This window comes from Alishewanella maricola (assembly GCF_016343785.1).
In the GTDB taxonomy this organism is placed as follows: domain Bacteria; phylum Pseudomonadota; class Gammaproteobacteria; order Enterobacterales; family Alteromonadaceae; genus Alishewanella; species Alishewanella maricola.
Window position 1 is genome coordinate 309,001 of the sequence record NZ_JAEINI020000005.1, and the last position, 16,533, is coordinate 325,533.

At 46.4% G+C, this 16,533-nt stretch carries 11 protein-coding genes; 2 read left to right on the forward strand and 9 right to left on the reverse strand.

What is annotated here, in order from left to right; all coding sequences use genetic code 11:
* The first annotated feature begins 9 nt into the window (after positions 1–9).
* Positions 10–639 carry an NrsF family protein gene (locus JAO78_RS10240; protein ID WP_226751248.1) on the forward strand — a complete coding sequence of 210 codons (630 nt, stop codon included), beginning with the start codon at positions 10–12 and terminating at the stop codon, positions 637–639.
* A 14-nt stretch (positions 640–653) separates the two neighbouring features.
* Here the strand turns inward: JAO78_RS10240 and JAO78_RS10245 are convergent, their stop codons facing one another.
* The gene (locus JAO78_RS10245; protein WP_226751249.1) at positions 654–929 is read right to left on the reverse strand and encodes a hypothetical protein; all 276 of its coding nucleotides are present in this window, start codon (positions 927–929) and stop codon (positions 654–656) included.
* Positions 930–1,060: 131 nt separating this feature from the next.
* Between JAO78_RS10245 and JAO78_RS10250 the strand changes: the two genes are divergently transcribed.
* Positions 1,061–3,451, forward strand: coding sequence for a Lon protease family protein (locus JAO78_RS10250; protein WP_226751250.1), 2,391 nt, complete (start codon positions 1,061–1,063; stop codon positions 3,449–3,451).
* Between the two features lie 129 nt (positions 3,452–3,580).
* Here the strand turns inward: JAO78_RS10250 and JAO78_RS10255 are convergent, their stop codons facing one another.
* From JAO78_RS10255 to JAO78_RS10290, 8 genes are all read right to left on the reverse strand, one after another.
* Complete coding sequence (locus JAO78_RS10255; RefSeq protein WP_226751251.1) at positions 3,581–5,245, reverse strand: S8 family serine peptidase; 1,665 nt, start codon at positions 5,243–5,245, stop codon at positions 3,581–3,583.
* A gap of 300 nt (positions 5,246–5,545) precedes the next feature.
* The gene (gene lnt / locus JAO78_RS10260; protein WP_226751252.1) at positions 5,546–7,090 is read right to left on the reverse strand and encodes an apolipoprotein N-acyltransferase; all 1,545 of its coding nucleotides are present in this window, start codon (positions 7,088–7,090) and stop codon (positions 5,546–5,548) included.
* Positions 7,091–7,095: 5 nt separating this feature from the next.
* Positions 7,096–7,965, reverse strand: coding sequence for a CorC family transporter (locus JAO78_RS10265; RefSeq protein WP_226751253.1), 870 nt, complete (start codon positions 7,963–7,965; stop codon positions 7,096–7,098).
* Positions 7,966–7,998: 33 nt separating this feature from the next.
* Positions 7,999–8,460 (reverse strand): rRNA maturation RNase YbeY, encoded by a 462-nt coding sequence (gene ybeY / locus JAO78_RS10270; RefSeq protein WP_226751254.1) that lies wholly within the window; start codon positions 8,458–8,460, stop codon positions 7,999–8,001.
* On the reverse strand, positions 8,457–9,491 hold the full coding sequence (locus JAO78_RS10275; protein WP_226751255.1) for a PhoH family protein: 1,035 nt from the start codon (positions 9,489–9,491) through the stop codon (positions 8,457–8,459). Before JAO78_RS10275 ends, ybeY begins: the two co-directional genes overlap by 4 nt.
* A gap of 29 nt (positions 9,492–9,520) precedes the next feature.
* Positions 9,521–10,945, reverse strand: a complete 1,425-nt coding sequence (gene miaB, locus JAO78_RS10280) for a tRNA (N6-isopentenyl adenosine(37)-C2)-methylthiotransferase MiaB (protein ID WP_226751256.1) — start codon at positions 10,943–10,945, stop codon at positions 9,521–9,523.
* A 96-nt stretch (positions 10,946–11,041) separates the two neighbouring features.
* Entirely contained in the window at positions 11,042–11,890 is an 849-nt protein-coding gene (locus tag JAO78_RS10285; protein WP_226751257.1) for a DMT family transporter, read from the reverse strand.
* A 106-nt stretch (positions 11,891–11,996) separates the two neighbouring features.
* On the reverse strand, positions 11,997–16,490 hold the full coding sequence (locus JAO78_RS10290) for an EAL domain-containing protein (protein WP_226751258.1): 4,494 nt from the start codon (positions 16,488–16,490) through the stop codon (positions 11,997–11,999).
* Positions 16,491–16,533 lie beyond the last annotated feature (43 nt).

Sequence of the window (16,533 nt, forward strand, 5' to 3'; positions counted from 1 at the left end):
ATTAGTCAGATGGCTGATAAAACAGAGCAACTTATCGCGAAACTGGTCGACTCACATCAAGCGGTGCGGCCATTTCTAGCACCGCAAATTACCTATTTAACCTTGGGCATGGTGTTGATGTGCGCATTGCTATTGATGCTGCCTTTTGGTTTACGTTTTGATTGGCCGCTGGCGGGGATGCTGAAAACCGCTTCCTTATTAATGCTAGTGGTGACGTTGCTGCAACTGACTTTATTGCTTAGTCAGCCGTTGCTGCCACAATGGCGCAAAGCTCCACTCTTATGGTTGTCACTTGCTAGTAGCGTTGGGTTATTGATCTGTTTAGGTACAATGGGGGAGCCGCTGAGTTTCGGGCAAGCTGCCCAAGTTTCTTCATTTTGGGCCTGTATTGCTTGGATAGCGCCAGTGGGTATGGCGGCAGGCTGGATAATATCAAGAATGTTACGCCGAGCGCGGCCTTTGCACCGCATGGCTTTGCGGTTGGTGGTAGGAGGCCTAGCCGGTAGCTTAGCCGCCTTAGTGTATAGTTTGCATTGCCGCGTTGATGCCCTTGCATACTTATTGTTAGCTTATGGTTTAGCGGCAACCCTCGCTTTGCTGGGGAGCTTACTTAGCAGCCACCGGCTGTGGCGCTGGTAGCACCTACTGCATTATTAATGCACTCGATAATAACGGCAGAAATAATCCACCACACTATTCGCATCTAAATGAGAAAAGGTCAGATGATGTTTTGCCATAACGGCTTGCCCCAAGGTTTGTAAAATCTTCTCTAAACCGGCTCCACTTGGGCGTTCTAATTGGTGTTGCTGAAATAAAAAGTCTAAGGCCGCTGAAGTATAAGATTTACCTGGCAAAGGCTGAGTTAATTCCAGCTCATGAAGCCGTGCTCCTAAGTTGCGTATTTTTTGTAAACAGTTGCGTTCGTCCATTGCCGGCCCCCGAAATGCTAAATCATAGATATTTTGTTTATCGGCAGCCGCATAATAAACTTTAGCGCTGGGCAGAGCGCGACGCTTTTTGTTAGTATAGCGGCCAATACGTAACCCTTTTAAGGCGATGCATGACGCAGCTTAATCAGTCACTGGCGCTCCACCCGACACAGTTGTTTCCTCAATTAGATCCCCAATTAATTGCAGCAGCACTGCAACAACCGGCCTTGCCGTCGGCCTTTATTGGCCAAGACCGTGCGCGCTCTGCATTAGAGTTTGCTATTGGCATGGATATGCCAGGTTATAACTTGTATGTCATGGGGGAGCAGGCGTTAGGGCGTTCCACCCTAGTGCATGATATTTTGCAACAAGCCGCCAGTGAAAAAGCCACGCCAGATGAATGGTGTTACCTAAATAACTTTGATGATGAGCGCGTACCCAGTACCTGTCGTCTACTAGCCGGAGAAGGCCGCAAACTGGTCAAAAAACTCGAAGCGCTGATTGATGAGTTGATGGATACCTTTCCGGCCGCTTTTGATAACCCAGGTTATCAACGGAAGAAAAAAGCCATTCATCGTACCTTTGATAAGCGCTATGAAGAGGCTATTGATCGGGTTGAAAGTAAAGCGTTAGAAAAACAAGTGGTGTTGTACGAAGAAAACGGCGCCGTCAGTTTTTCACCGATCATTGATGGTAAACCTCTAGATGATCAAGAGTTTTCTAAGTTAACGGAAGAACAGCGCCAATATTTTTACGGTTTAGTCTCAGAGCTAGAAACCATCCTCAATGAAGAGTTATTAGAATTACCGCGTTGGAAACGTGAGCTCTCCGAGAGCTTGCGAGGGTTGTGTAAAGACACTATTGAGCAAGCCATTAAACCGATGCTGAAGCAGCTAGAACATGACTACAATGCTGAACTTGGCGTATTAAAATATCTGCGTGATATGCGTACCCCTTTAATTAAAGCGGTGCTGGAATTATTACCGGATGAATCAGACGGCGAAAAAAACGAAGAGCCGATTAGCCGTGAATTTTTTATAGAAGAGTTTGTGCCCAATGTGCTGGTGCATTATGAAAGCATGTCTGGCGCTCCCATTGTGTTTGAAGCTAATCCTAGTTACGGTAATTTGTTTGGCCGCGTCGAATATAACTCCTCTAGTGGTTCACTTTACACCAACTATCGGATGATCCGCCCAGGGGCATTACACCGAGCCAATGGCGGCTATCTTATTTTAGACGCCGATCGCTTATTGTCACAGCCAGCGCTTTGGGATGCACTAAAGTTAGCGCTAAAAGCGGGCGAAGTCGTGATAGACACCCTTAGTGAACATGCGGTAACTAACTCGACGATTATTACCCCCAAAGCGATCCCGCTGAATGTTAAAGTGGTGCTGCTCGGCTCGCGCGATCTGTATTATCTGGTACAAGATCTTGATGATGAATTTAACGAGCTGTTTCGCGTACTGGCCGATTTTGAACATTACTTGCCGTATCAAGCCGAAACGGTTAGTGATATGACGCAGCAAATTCAGGTACAGATGCGCCAAATGCACATTGCCCAGCTATCAGCTTGCGGTTTGCAACAGCTGTTGTTATTTAGTTTTCGTCAAGCTGAACATCAAAGCAAGTTATCGGCCCGTTTTGCCGATGTGTTGGAATTAGTGCGTGAGGCGTGTTATTTCGCGCAACAGCAACAAGCTGAAGAATTAACCGCTGAGCATGTTAAACAATCCTTAGCGGGTAAGCAATATCGTACCGGGCGTATTAGTGAAGCCTTTTTAGAAGATATTCAAGAAGGGCAGATCCTCATTGATACCGATGGTGCCGCCGTGGGTAAGATCAATGGTTTAACCGTATTAGAGATTGGCGATACAGCTTTTGGCACGCCTGCGCGGATCAGCGCGACCGTGTTTGCGGGCTCGAGTGGCGTGGTCGACATAGAGCGAGAAGTCGAACTCGGTAAAGCCATTCACTCGAAAGGCGTATTACTTTTAACCGGTTATTTGGGTTCTAAATATGCTAGAGACTTCCCGCTGACACTTAGCGCCAATATTGCGATGGAGCAATCTTACGGCCATATCGATGGTGATAGTGCTTCTTTAGCTGAGGTGTGTGCCTTAATTTCTGCTATTACTGAAGTGCCCATTTTGCAAAGCTTAGCGGTAACGGGGTCGATCAACCAATATGGTCAGGTACAAGCGATTGGCGGTGTTAACGAAAAAATTGAAGGCTTCTTCAGACTGTGTCAATCGCGTGGTTTGACGGGGCAGCAAGGTGTGATTATTCCTGCCAGTAACCAAATAAATTTAGTATTACGTCATGAAGTGGTCGAAGCGGTCGCGACAGGCCAATTTCATATTTACGCCGTGCGTACTGTTGATGAAGCACTGGAGCTGTTAACGGCGCAATTGGCCGGGGAGCGAAATGCACGTGGACAATACCCGAAAAAATCAGTCAATGCCAAGGCACGAGCGCGTTTAGCCTTGTTGGCGGAATTAGTTAATGGCAGTGCCGAAGAGTAAGCTATCGACGGCGTGCTGCATAGCCGTTAGCTCGCTTTTAAAAAAGAACACTGACTTAAGTTACAGAAAAAGGTGATAACACAAAATAAGAAAGCCGCTTAACAGCGGCTTTCTTTATTTAGCGCGGGCTTAACCGCATTTTCTTGGACCGCCTTTACATGGCTCTGGTTTTGGCTCTGGATCACCGCCACCTGAACCCCCACCGTTGCCGGCACAACCATAAGTGGTGAGGTAATCATAAGCCGCTTTGGCTTTAACAATACCTTTACCAAATTTCTGTGGATCGCCACCGCTAGGTAAGCTGGCTGTTGCTTTCAGTGCACTGCGGATTTGCGTACCAGTACATTGTGGGAAGTTAGACCATACACGCGTGGCTAAACCGGCTACTGCTGGCGTGGCCATCGAGGTACCGCTCATATAACCGTAATCTGAAGCTCCTACGTTGATACTGGCTGTGGCGGCACTCAGTAAGGCTGAACGATCTTCAAAGGCTGCGCCCACGGCAGGGATTGACGTAGTATTCGCAGTGCCCGCTCCTAAAGTACCGTATAACATGCCCGGCGCATTATTAATTAAAATAGCACCGATACCACCGGATAACTGGCAGTTTTTCACTTTGTCATGGAAAGAAATAGTGCCACGGTCAATCATACAGACCTTACCCGACGCGCCGCTGTTAGTGGCAGTGGCTTCACCCATAAAGAAAGTACTGCCTGAAGCTTCGCCGGTATTTTCCATGGCAGAGGCGGCATAACCATTATTGCCTGCGGTCAAAGCTGCCATGGAGGCACCGCCAGAAGGGTAGGTAGAAAGCGTATCTATACCGCCTGCGGCTACTTCAACACAAAAGCCTTCATTAGTGACACTGCGTTTACCTGAGCCTGAGCTACAAGAGGGGTATTGCGAGAACGAAGCAATTTGATTATTGGCATCATTAGCGCCAATCATCATTACCGAGGCATAACCTGCCGGATAAGAGCGCACTGAGTTTCCGTCGTTACCGGCTGCCGCTAACACTAAGCCGCCATTATTGGTAAAGTTATTAAAGGCGTTTTCTTCGGTGCTGTTGGCGCCGCCACCGCCTAAACTCATGTTAATCACTTTAGCGCCATTCGCTGCACAGAGGTTGGCCGCTTGTGCCAAATCAGAGGAATAACCCCAACCTGCATCATTAAATACTTTGATGATATGCATCGGTGTGCCTGGCGCCATACCCACTACGCCTACGCCATTATCAGCAGCGCCAATGGTGCCGGCAACGTGTGTACCATGCGGGCCGCCATCGCGGAACCAGTCATTGGTGCCTGAGTTACTCGTACCGGTAATGCTACCCCAGTTAAAGTCTGGGTTGTAACCGCCGGTTTCACCGTTATCACGGGCAATACCGGAATCGATGACACAGACCTTTGGTGAAGTACCCAAGCTGAACGGTGTGATATTCGCTTGTGATTGGTAAAATGCATAAGGTGTTAATTGCTGCTGCGTTGGGTTACCCGCATCATCTTGAAAGAGGGCCAACGGGTAACGTTTAACATCTTGTTCAATTAATTTGATATGTGGGTTATTTAATAACCCTTTGACTTCGCTTAGATCTTTATTAGAGAAAGTGGCGGCAATAAAGCCATCAGAATCGACATGGATTTGACCACCGAGCTTAACGGTCAGAGCTTTGACAATACCCTTTTTGTCGTTATCCACTTGGATGATGTAACGGTCAGAAGCCACGGCGTGGCCGGCTAAGCTCAGAGCAACTAAGGTTGCTAGCGCTAGAGGAGTGAGTTTATTGAGAGTCATGGTGCTTCCTTCACTGCTGTATGAATGGCTGTTAAATCAGCCTTGTAGTTTTTATCGCAATTAAATGGCTATTTATCGCAAATAGTAGCGATTTTAGTTTTGGCACGATATCACCAAAAAAGCAAACATAAATAATCTTTTGTATAAAATTAATCGCGAATGTACCTATAACCTAAACGCATAGCGGCATATTTGTTACAAGGTCACATTGGCTAAGAGCAAACCGATGTTAGCGTGTGGCAAGGGGTGGGGTGGGATTAAATAAAGATGACGGCGAGTGTAACAATCGCCAAGTTAAAGCTACAAACTGTGCTGTTGGCGACCACGCCAAGCTGCTGTAAGCAAGCTTAGTAGGCTAAGTAAAAACACCGGCAGATCTCCCAGCGTACTGTATAGCGTACGTCCGGTGGTTAAAGGTAACTGATCACTCACCAGTGCTTCGGTAAATTGGGGGGCGCGCTCCCGGATCTCTCCAGATGCGGCAATAGAAGCGGTAATGCCATTGTTGGTCGCTCGCAGTACTGGGCGGCCAAATTCTAAGGCGCGCATACGCGCTATTTGCAAATGCTGATGGGGGCCAATGCTGTCGCCAAACCAAGCATCATTACTGACCGTCAGTAATACCTGGGTATCGGCAGTAAAATTGGCACGGATTTGTGCCGGAAACGCAATTTCAAAACAGATAGCCGGTAATAAATGTACACCATTGGCGATAAGATTCGGCTGCACATAGCTACCTCGGCTAAAGGAGCTCATCGGGAGATCGAAAATCGGAGCGAGCTGACGTAATAGCTGCTCAAAAGGCACAAATTCGCCAATCGGTAACAAATGATGTTTGCTAAAACGATTAGTATGGCCATAAAAATAGTGACCGCGCTCAGCGTCGGGCTGTTGCTTACCCAGTACAATAAGATTATTCCAAGCTTCGCCGGTTTTATGTCGATAATCGATAATGCCACTGATAAGGGCAGTGTTGCTGTAGGTTGCAGAGCTATCGAGGTTCTCTAGAAAATCGATGGCTAATGGTTCTAATTGCGGTATCGCCGCTTCTGGCCAAATAATAATTTGATGTTCGCTTAAATGTGGCCGAGTGAGATCAAGGTATTTCAACATGGTCGGCCATTCTTGCTCTGGCGCCCAGCGCAAATCTTGTTTGATATTGCCTTGTACCAACAACACAGATACTGTTTGACCGCTTAACTGCCAGCCTTTTAGTGTGGCAAGTAGTGGGCTGATAGCAACCAGCATAACCGCAGTCATCAGAAAACTGGCTTGCTGCCAGCGTGCTAAGGAAGATTTGTACAACAAACTGGCGCTGGCGGCGATAAACACCATCAGCCAACTCAGTCCAATTTCGCCAATTAATGGTGCCCAATGCCGTAATAGTGAATCTGTTTGGCTGTAACCCATTGATAACCATGGAAAGCCAGTTAGCATCACACTGCGTAGCCATTCAGTGAAAATCCAGCTAGCCGCGAATAATAACGGCAAGGGCAGTGCATTGGCAAAACGGCGGGTTAACCAGGCTGCGAGGGCAGGGAATAACGCGAGGTAGCCCACTAACAGCGCCATCAAACCTAAACTGGCAATCAGCGGCAAGCCACCAAATTGATCAATACTGACATGCACCCAGCTAATACCGACACCAAACCAACCGATACCATAACTAAAGCCGGCAATAGCGGCTTGACGTGGTTGCTTACTGTGTTGAATGGCCAGCGCTAATAGCGCTAAGGTAAAAAACGGCAGCCACCACAAATGATAGGGCGTAAAAGCCAGGGTATTCAGTGCGCCTGCCGCCAGTAAAACCAGCGGCAGTGCCAAGCGAGATAAGCCAGAACGCAAAATGATTAGTTTCCTTCTTCTTCCGATTTGCGCGGTTGAATCACTTGAAGTTGCATTAAACGCCGGCTGTTGGCTTTGCTTACTTTGAATTTAAGATCGCCCAGCGTAATGCTTTCACCTCGGGCGGGCATATGTCCAAAAGCATGCAACACGATACCGCCGATGGTATCGGCATCTTCTTCGTCAAAAGAGGTGCCGAAGCTTTCATTAAATTCATCTAAAGGGGTTAACGCACTGACTTGAAATACCCGAGAAGCCATCTTTTTGATGTCATGATCTTCGTGATCATCATGTTCATCTTCAATTTCACCGACGATTTGTTCCAAGATATCTTCAATGGTTACTAGGCCTGAAACACCGCCATACTCATCAACCACAATGGCCATATGATAGCGTTTTTGCCGAAATTCACGCAGTAAGGCATCGACCTTTTTGCTTTCAGGAATAATCACAGCAGGGCGAACGAGGTTACTCCACTGCCAATCGTTATTCTTGTCATCCAACGCATATTGCAGGATATCTTTTACAATCAATATGCCTTCGATATGGTCTTTATCTTCATTGACCACCGGATAACGGCTATGATTATTTTCCAACAAAATGGGTAGCACTTCAGACAGGGGCTGCTCTATGTCAATGGTCGCCATTTGTGAGCGTGGGATCATAATGTCCCGAGCGCGCATTTTTGACACGTCCAAAACACCTTGCAACATATCCTTGGTATCGGTATCAATTAGCTCACGCATAGCCGCTTCGCTAATAATATCTTCCAAATCAGACAGATCTTGAGGCTCTGCGTTGAAAATGTTGGCGATACGTTCTAACCAACTGCGACTCGCAGAACCGCGACTAGAGTGGGGGTTGTCTTCACTCATCAGTGAACTTGTGCTCCGTTAAAATAATAAAAATTATTCGTCATCCAATAAATAGGGATTGGCTATGCCTAACTGCGCGAGGATCTGAATTTCTTCGGCTTCCATTTCAACGGCATCCTCATCATTTATATGGTCAAATCCCAATAAATGCAAGCACCCGTGCACTACCATATGGGCCCAATGTGCAAACAAGGGTTTTTCTTGTTCGCTCGCTTCGGCGGCCACTACGTCGGCAGCAATGATTAAATCACCGAGCAAACTTAATTCTACGCCCGGTGGACATTGAAATGGAAAACTCAGCACATTGGTGGGTTTATCTTTCGCGCGATATTGGGCATTCAGTTGTTGGCTTTCGGCATTATCTACCACACGAATGGTCACCTCAGCCTCAGCTTGAAATGGCATTACAGCTGCGTTTAGCCATTGTTGAAATTGCGCTTCGCTAGGTAAATTTTTTGCAGAGCTGGCCAGCTGTAAATCTAAGGTGATGCTCATTTTGCTCTAAATTCCCGCTGCTCAGGGCCATTCGGTTTTGGGTTTGCCGCTTCAAAAGCTTCATAGGCTTGCACAATCCGTTGCACAATAGGGTGGCGTACCACGTCTTTGGCATTGAAGAAGTTAAAGCTGATTTCTGGCACGGTAGACAGCACATCAATGGCATGTTTTAAACCGGAGTATTGGCCACGCGGTAAGTCGACTTGCGTTATATCACCGGTGATCACGGCTTTGGCACTAAAACCAATGCGGGTTAAAAACATTTTCATTTGCTCGGTGGTGGTATTTTGGCTTTCATCCAAGATGATAAAGGCATCATTTAAGGTTCGCCCACGCATGTAAGCCAAGGGTGCAATTTCAATGACGCCGCGCTCAAGGTATTTTTCAACCTTTTCAAAGCCAAGCATTTCAAATAGCGCATCATACAAAGGCCGTAAGTAAGGATCGACTTTTTGGGCTAAATCACCAGGCAAGAAACCGAGCTTTTCACCCGCTTCGACTGCGGGCCGCGTTAAGATAATGCGTTTAACCAGGCCGCTTTCTAGAGCATCAACGGCACACGCTACCGCTAAATAGGTTTTGCCGGTACCGGCAGGGCCAACACCAAAACACACATCATGTTGCAGCACATTAGCAACATAAGCCGCTTGGTTAGGATTACGCGGTTTAATCAGGCCTTTTTTGGTTTTTAAGCTAAATTCTTTCTGGCGGCTGCCGGGTTCAGTATCTTGATACTCAATTTCAACGTGTTCGCTGATCATCAAGTGCACTTGTTCTGGGGTAATACCGTCTTGTTGCTGCTCGGCATTCGCGGTCAGTAAATAGAGTTCTTGCAAGATGTCGATAGTGGCTTCGACATTCGGTTGTTGGCCTTCAATTCGCATGGTGCCATTACGGTGGCTAATATTAACCTGTAAGCGGCGTTCTAAGTGTTTCAGATTATCGTCGTACGGGCCACAAAGTAGCGTCAGGCGCCGGTGATCAACCGGCTCCATCAGCAATTCAGTGCTATAACTACTGTCACTATTCAATATAAATTTCTCTTTATTGTCCAGTTCGCTTAGGGAACAAAGTGAGTTACACCTAGGCCGTCAGTTTTTGGCTGACGTGCAAGAATTTGTTGCGGCGCAATTTCACGGCGCAGGCCCATCTCAGCCTCAGTACGAATTAAGGTGCCACGTAAAGAATTACTGAACACATCGGTAATTTTCACGTCAACAAAACCGCCAATCATATCGGGTGAGCCTTCAAAGTTTACTACGCGATTATTCTCGGTTCGGCCGGTTAATTCCATAATATTTTTCTTAGAAGGGCCTTCCACCAAAATACGCTGTTCGGTACCTAACATGCCACGGGCAATTTTCAGTGCCTGTTGGTTGATACGATCTTGCAGGATATATAAGCGCTGCTTTTTCGCGTCTTCGGTGACATCATCCGGTAAATCGGCTGCTGGCGTACCTGGGCGGGCGCTATAGATAAAGCTAAAGCTCATATCAAAGCCAATGGCCTGAATTAAATCCATGGTCGCTTGGAAGTCTTCATCGGTTTCACCTGGAAAGCCGATAATAAAGTCTGATGACATACTCAGGTTAGGCCGTATTTTCTTTAATTTACGGATCTGCGCTTTGTACTCTATGGCGGTATGGCCGCGTTTCATCAAATTTAACACCCGGTCTGAACCTGACTGCACCGGTAAATGCAGATGATCGACCAGTTCAGGCACGTCTTTATACACTTCAATAATATCGTCGGTAAATTCAACCGGGTGTGAAGTGGTATATCGAATGCGGTCAATACCATCAATGGCGGCTACTAAGCGCAGCAGCTCAGAAAAATGACAAATACTGCCATCATGGGTGGCACCGCGGTAACCGTTGACGTTTTGTCCCAGTAAGTTAACTTCGCGCACACCTTGTTGCGCCAGTTGGGCAATTTCAAATAACACGTCATCTAACGGTCGGCTGACCTCTTCACCACGGGTATAAGGCACCACGCAGAAAGTGCAATATTTAGAGCAGCCTTCCATCACAGAGACAAAAGCGCTTGGACCATCGGCTTTTGGCTCAGGTAAGCGGTCAAATTTTTCGATTTCAGGGAACGACACATCGACCACAGGAGAATGTGAGCCGCGCACTGAATTGATCATCTCGGGTAAGCGATGGAGCGTTTGTGGGCCAAACACGATATCGACATAGGGCGCGCGCTCACGGATCGCTTTGCCTTCTTGCGAAGCCACACAGCCGCCGACACCAATGATCAAATCGGGATTTTTTTCTTTCAGTGGACGCCAGCGACCTAACTGATGGAACACTTTCTCCTGGGCTTTTTCCCGAATAGAGCAGGTATTAAGCAGAATCACATCAGCTTCTTCTGCCTCTTCGGTCAAAGTGTAGCCATGCGTTGCATCCAGTAGGTCGGCCATTTTTGATGAGTCGTATTCGTTCATCTGGCAGCCCCAGGTCTTAATATGCAGCTTTTTACCCATTGTCAGTGGTTACCTGTGTTAATGCGTCTAAAAAAGGGAGCGTATTTTAGCCTGTCTGACCGCTCAGTGCCAGAGACAGCTGCAAAAGTCTTTTAATCAAATTAATCGCTGTCGGGTAGTGATGTAACCTGCATAAAAAATTACCAGCACGCCCGCTGCCCAACTCATGGTGACGGGCTCTTGCCAAATCAAATAACCAAAAGCACCGGCAAACACTACGCTGCTGTAGGTCCACATGCCAATATCACTTGCTGGGGCAATGGCATAGGCACGGGTCATCGCCAGTTGACCAATGGCGGCTAAGATGCCCATAGTAATAAAAGCAAGCCAAACGTCTTGGTTTAGTGGCTGCCAATAGAAAGGGAGCGGAATGGCCGATAAGATGGCGGTAAGCAGTGAAAAATAAAAGACGATACGCACAGCCGGTTCGGTATCCGACATATAACGAATGGTGGTTTTGGTAATGGCTACTAATACAGCCGAGCCAAGTGCAACGAGCAACACCGCATTTAACGCCGCATCGGGTGTCGGTAAAGCTAATACTACGCCGACAAAGCCCAATAAAATAGCAAATAAGGTCAAACGCGATGGGCGTTCCTTTAACCAAAAACGGGCAATGATCGGCACGACAAACGGCGAGAGTAATAATACCAACATGCCTTGTGCCAGTGGCAGGCGTGCAAGCACATAAAAAAAGCAATACATACCTGTAATGCCGGTTAACGCCCGGCTGGCATGCAGATACCAACGCTGCGTTTTCAGCATTTTAAAGCCATGTTTGTATAAAAAAGGCAGCATCAGCAGTAAGGCAAAAAAGTTGCGGAAAAACACCACTTGCGCTTCGCTAGCGGTTTCACTGGTAAATTTTACTACCGCACCTATGCCAGCAAAGCAGGCTTCAGCTAACAGCAAAAGTAGAGCACCTTTTAGCAGGTGAGGAGCCATGGCGTGTTCCATAAAACATCAAGGTGCTTAGTATAACGCGGTGACGACTTGAAAATCTGCTCGCGCTTTGCGAATCACGAAAAAATCAGTTTATATTCGACAGCGACTAACCGGCAAACCGACCCGAGTTAAGTAAGGCGATAAACTCAGCATTAGGTAGCGGTTTGCTGAATAAAAAGCCCTGTATTAACGAGCAATTACGTTGCCTAAAAAATGATAATTGTTGCTCGGTTTCAACCCCTTCGGCAACACAATACAGCCCAAGGCTGTAAGACATGCTCAGCATGGCATCGATAATGGCTTCATCGTTATGATCCACACCAATGTCTTGCACAAAGCTGCGATCGATTTTAATCGCATCCAGAGGCAACTCTTTTAAATATTTTAACGAGGAATAACCGGTACCAAAGTCATCCAAGGCCAATTTAATGCCGGCATCGCTTAACGATTGCATGGTCAGGATGGCACTTTGCTGATCGCGCATCAGCGCGCTTTCGGTAATTTCAAAGCGCAAGCATTGTACGGGTAACTGGTAATTGTTTAATAATTCGATCACAGTTTCCGCAAGTTTCGGTTGCTCTAAATGCTGCGTTGATAAGTTAATCGATAAGTAAACCTCATGCTTATCAGCTCGCCAGCTAACCATATCTTGCAAAGCCCGCTCGATGAGTTGCTGTGTCATATTAACGATTAAGCGTAAATCTTCTGCAAGTGGAATAAAGTCTGCCGGTGAAATCATGCCGTCTGGGCTTTGCCAACGCAACAGCACCTCAGCGCCGACTAGGCGATTGGTATTGGCATCGATGATGGGTTGATAGTAGTTAATAAACTCTTGTTTTTGAACCGCCTTACGTAAGCGTGATTCGCGAGCCAGTTGCATGTGGGCTTTTTCGTTCATCGCTTTCATAAAAAACTGAAAATTATTGCGACCGGCTTCTTTGGCATGATACATCGCCACATCGGCGTGTTTCATTAATTCCGTGCCATTTAAAGCGTCGTCAGGAAATACCGCTATGCCAATGCTGGGCGACACACCAATATTTTCTGAACCCAGTTGCATGGGTTCGCTAATCACCGCCAGCATTTTACGTGCAACATGGCTGAGGTTATCTGTAGATTTATAGCCTTCAAGTAACACGACAAATTCATCACCGCCCAAGCGTGCAACCGTATCGGTATCGCGCAGCGTTAATTTTAAACGTCGAGCCACTTCTTTTAGCATTAGGTCGCCAATATCGTGACCAAGAGAATCGTTAATATGCTTAAAGCGATCTAAATCTATAAAAAATAAGGCTAAAGAACGCTGTTCACGGCGAGTTTTATCAATACCGTGCATAATGCGATCCATTAACAACGCACGATTAGGTAGGCCGGTTAACGCATCATAGTTAGCCAGATAGCGTAGTTCAGCTTCGGCCGCTTTCTGTGCGGTGATATCGGTAAACACCAACACAAAGAAAGACAAGCCTTGCTCACCCACCGCACTGATATTGATTAAGGTTGGCCGTTCTTTGCCATCGGGCGTGATCACGCGCTCTTCGCCTTGCCAATGCTCGCCTTTTTGCATGTTACGTAATAAACGAGTGTAAAAGCGTCGCCGTACTAGGCTGATACCCAAATGATGCACTCGTGGTGTGTCGACATAAGTATCGACACTGCCAAAAGCCTGCGCAAAAGAATGGTTAGCGGCAATGATACGTTGCTGTGTATCGAGGATTACCACCCAATCCCGCGTTTGTTGGAAGGCTTCGCCAAAGAGTCGCGCTTTTTCTTTATTGGCTTTAGTTTCTGTAATGTTACTAAAGGTGCCTAAGATTTTTTTCGGTTTGTTGTCATCGTCTACTGCGGTAACCCGCGCTTGATCGCGGAACCATAACCAACGGCTATCTTGATGCCGGATACGGTAAGTGACATCTAGCATAAAACTAGGATCGTGTTGCAGTTTTCGCCATTGTTGTAAAAATTCTTGTCGATCATCTTGATGGATCAATTGACAATGTTGCTCTAAGTGCATGCTTTGCAGTGGATTTTCATATCCTAAAACCAGCGCGTAACGAGTCGAGATTAAGTGATTATGCTTAGCCAGCCACTCAAATACGCCAGCATTTACCGAGGCTAAAGCTTGTGTTAAACGTTGCTCACTCAGTTGGATCTGCTGATTGGCTTGGCGTAATAAGTTTTGCTGCTGCCGGCGTTTTTGCCAATATAATAAAAAAATACTGCCAAACAACAAGGCATACATAAAATAGGCAGGTGTCGAGCGCCACAGCGGGGGAGCGATAATAAAACTAAGGCTTGCCGGTGCACTCTGCTCTCCGGTTAATGGGGCAATAGCACTGACATAAAATTGATAATGACCAGGGGGTAACTGGGGAAATAGTACCTGATTGGTAAATTGTTCTGGATAGATATTATTTTGTTCGCCTTTGAGCCAATAGCGATAAGCAATTTTATGGTTATTATGAAAAGACATGGCGCTAAAATGAATTTTTAAGCCAGAATCATTATGTGATAACTGAAATTGACGATTATTTAACGAGCCTTGAATGGTTTGAAGCTTGCCTGATAACACGCTGAATTCTGTGATGGTCACTTTTAACGGAGCATTATTGGCGGTTAATAGCTTAGGCTCGACGATAATAGCACCGCGCATTCCCCCATAGACCAAACGACCATCCGCTAATTTGGTGTTAGCACCATCGTAAAACTCATTAAAAGCTAGGCCATCGGCTTGGTTAAAAAATTCCAGTTGTAGGTTGTCATGCTCCAGTCGAAACAAACCTTGTCGTGAGGCAAACCAAAGATCACCCGCTTCATCCAGTTGTAACGAAAAAACCTCATTACTCATCAACTTGTTATCAACCGAAAACAATTGCTGCATCGTTAAATTCTCTAAATTGAAACTGAGTAAGCCAATGCCTCGCATACCTACCCACAAGGTGCCGTTTTGATCAATTTGCATTGAAGTGGCATAACGATTTAGTTGTGGTTGATAATCACTGTGTTGATAAATTAAGCGCAGTTTTTCGGTATCAGGCTGATAATGCCAAAGTTGACCTGCCAGGCTAAGTAGCCAGCTTTGATCCGGTAATTGGCCGAGAATACGCCCCCAATAAGCCATCGGCAGTTGTTGGTTAAGCTGCTCTAGAGGCGTAATGAGCCCAGTATCAATGTGGTAACGATAAAGGTTTTTTTGTTGGCTAATAATCAGGCTATTATCGGCAGCATGATAAAGTTCTAATTGTGCACCTGAAGCGAGAAGCTTTTGCTGGCTGCTATCAGCCATACTAGGCACAGTCACACTGAGTGTTTGAGTATCAAAACGTCGGATCCCCCCGCTGACTTGTAACCATAGCTCACCTTGGCTGCCAGGCAAGAAATGGTGAATGTGACTTTCAGGCGTTCGGGTGTGCGGGCCGTCGGTTTTTAAAAAGCTTTGGCTTTCTTCGGTATCTAAATTGTAGCGATTAAGACCATTAAAGCTGCTAAGCCACAGATACTGATCTTGTTGCCATAGTTGCGTGATACGATCGTTACTAAAGCCACTACCTTTGCTTGACGCTAGATAACGAAATGCTTGGGTTTTCGGATGCCAATAATAAGCGCCATCTTCACGACTCGCCAACCAGATACCGTTTTGTTTATCGTGAGCAAAATCTATTACTGAGTGATCGGCTATCAGCAGATCACTGTCAGAAAAACGTAAAGTCAATTCGGGTTGCTTGGCAGAGGGCGCTAATTGGTAAAGCCCCTGATCGGTTCCGATCCAAACCTGCTTGTTGTGGTTTTTTAACTTCCAAATATTATGTTCAGCAAGCATCGGCGTTGCCTCAATGGGCGTACCTTGCTCAATATAGGCAGAAATGGCGCTAAGTGGCAGTTGAAATAAACCAGAAACCGTGCCCACATAAAGCTGCTCATCACTAATTAACAGGCTTTTGACATGAGATTGGTCTGCATTGATACTAGCTTGGTTCGCGGGCAAATAGGGAATAGAGTGATGCTCGTTGCTTTGCAAATCAAACAAGATCAAGCCGTTAAAAGCACCAATAAATAACTGCTGTTGCTGTAACGCGATATGGCGGATCCAACCTTGGTCTTGGCCTATCTGCGTTAAATCAAATATTTTCTGCCAAGATTTGTCACTGAGCTGTAATTGATAGACCGCATCATTGACGACCAATAATAGCCTGTCGGCATCGCGTTCGATCACGGTCATGATCGTCGATTTTGTGGAGTGTGTTAGCTCACGCGGTGGAGTGAAAAATAATTCGAATTGACCGGCTGCAGGGTCTAACAGATATAACCCGGTATGATTTGCACTGGCCCAAAGTCGCCCTTGGCTGTCTTCTAACAATTCACTAAAGGCAATTTCAGAAAGGCGATATTGTTTGGCGTGTAATTCGTGAACGCTATTGCCGTCAAAGCGGTTAATACCTCCGGCGGTGGCGAGCCAAAGAAAGCCGTCTTTATCTAAATGCAGTTTACGCACTGTGCCCTGAGATAAGCCTTGCTTTGGCGTTAACGACAAAAACTGAGTGTGTGCATTGAGTGCCAGACTGGTAAGCAACAGTAAAAACACAGTTAGGAGCCATTTCACAACACGATTTCCCTTACCCTTGTTAATTTTTTTGCAAAAAAAC

Coding starts and splice junctions, on each gene's coding strand:
- JAO78_RS10245 (WP_226751249.1), bottom strand. CDS start 929: ATGGACGAACGCAACTGTTTACAAAAAATACGCAACTTAGGAGCACGG.
- miaB (WP_226751256.1), bottom strand. CDS start 10,945: ATGGGTAAAAAGCTGCATATTAAGACCTGGGGCTGCCAGATGAACGAA.
- JAO78_RS10255 (WP_226751251.1), bottom strand. CDS start 5,245: ATGACTCTCAATAAACTCACTCCTCTAGCGCTAGCAACCTTAGTTGCT.
- ybeY (WP_226751254.1), bottom strand. CDS start 8,460: ATGAGCATCACCTTAGATTTACAGCTGGCCAGCTCTGCAAAAAATTTA.
- JAO78_RS10250 (WP_226751250.1), top strand. CDS start 1,061: ATGACGCAGCTTAATCAGTCACTGGCGCTCCACCCGACACAGTTGTTT.
- JAO78_RS10240 (WP_226751248.1), top strand. CDS start 10: ATGGCTGATAAAACAGAGCAACTTATCGCGAAACTGGTCGACTCACAT.
- JAO78_RS10285 (WP_226751257.1), bottom strand. CDS start 11,890: ATGGCTCCTCACCTGCTAAAAGGTGCTCTACTTTTGCTGTTAGCTGAA.
- JAO78_RS10265 (WP_226751253.1), bottom strand. CDS start 7,965: ATGAGTGAAGACAACCCCCACTCTAGTCGCGGTTCTGCGAGTCGCAGT.